Origin of the sequence: Citricoccus alkalitolerans (assembly GCF_039528175.1) — a bacterium.
GTDB lineage: Bacteria > Actinomycetota > Actinomycetes > Actinomycetales > Micrococcaceae > Citricoccus > Citricoccus alkalitolerans.
In genome coordinates this window covers 1272167-1273147 of sequence record NZ_BAAALH010000001.1, presented here as the reverse complement: position 1 = coordinate 1273147, position 981 = coordinate 1272167, and the positions used below count along the sequence as shown (strand labels likewise).

Below are 981 nucleotides of genomic sequence, written 5' to 3'. Positions count from 1 at the left end.
CGTTCCTGTTCCGCGACCGGCCCGGACGCGGCCTGGAGGTGGCCTTCACCAGCGTCGACGCCGGCAACCTCGCCTTTCATGTCAGCGGTACGCCTGCAGCGGACATCGAGGACAGCCAGCGCGACGCCAGCACCGCAGGTGGCGACGGCGGCGCAGAGGACTCCCGCGAGCGGGTCCGGGCATCCCGCCGCGGAGTCGAGGTGTCCTTGGGCGTCCCTCCCGGACGCACGGAGTACCTGACGCAGGTGCACTCGGCGCGAGTGGTGTCGGCGGCCGGCCGAGGCTGGGGTGAGTCGCCCGTTGCGGAGGAGGCCGACGCACTCGTCAGTCCGACCGGCCGGGATCCGCTGGCCATCATGGTGGCGGACTGCGTGCCGGTGGTGTTCGCATCCCGCCGCTCCGTGGAGTATCCGGCAGCGGGAGGCAGGGACGGCCGTCCCGACGCCTCTGGGCGAGGGGCCGGGGGCGTGGACCCCCTGAGCGGCCCGACAGCGGTCGCGCATGCGGGCCGACGGGGCCTACTCGACGGAATCCTGCAGAACACCGTGGAGAAGATGCGGCGCGAGGGCTCCGGTCACGAGCCGGGAGACATCCAGGCCTGGATCGGGCCGGCCATCTGCGGTCGGTGCTACGAGGTTCCCGAGCAGATGCGCCGGGACGGTACCGCGCAGATCCCCGCCACCCACTCCAGGACGGTGTGGGGGACTCCGGCACTGGACCTGCCGGCCGGAGCCCAGGCCGTGCTGGAATCGCTCGGCGTCACGGTGCACCGCAGTCCGGTCTGCACGCGGGAGGATCCGCGGGTCTTCTCGCATCGACGTGACCCCGGCCGAGGACGCTTCATCGGGTTCGTGTGGCGGCGCGAGGAAGGGTGGGGCACCCAGCAGATTGAAGGTAGTGAAGGATGAGGGCACCGGTATGACGGATACGGACCACCCGCAGGACGAGCGCACAGCGGAACTGGGGCGACGCCTGGCCGCG

The 981-nt window shown here is 71.9% G+C and carries 1 protein-coding gene; it reads left to right on the top strand.

Going from position 1 to position 981, the window contains the following annotated elements; translation table 11 throughout:
* Nucleotides 1-908, top strand: a 908-nt coding sequence (locus tag ABD134_RS05670; protein WP_344227433.1) for a purine nucleoside phosphorylase YfiH/LACC1 family protein, incomplete at its 5' end; no start/stop codon positions are given.
* Nucleotides 909-981: the final 73 nt, after the last annotated feature.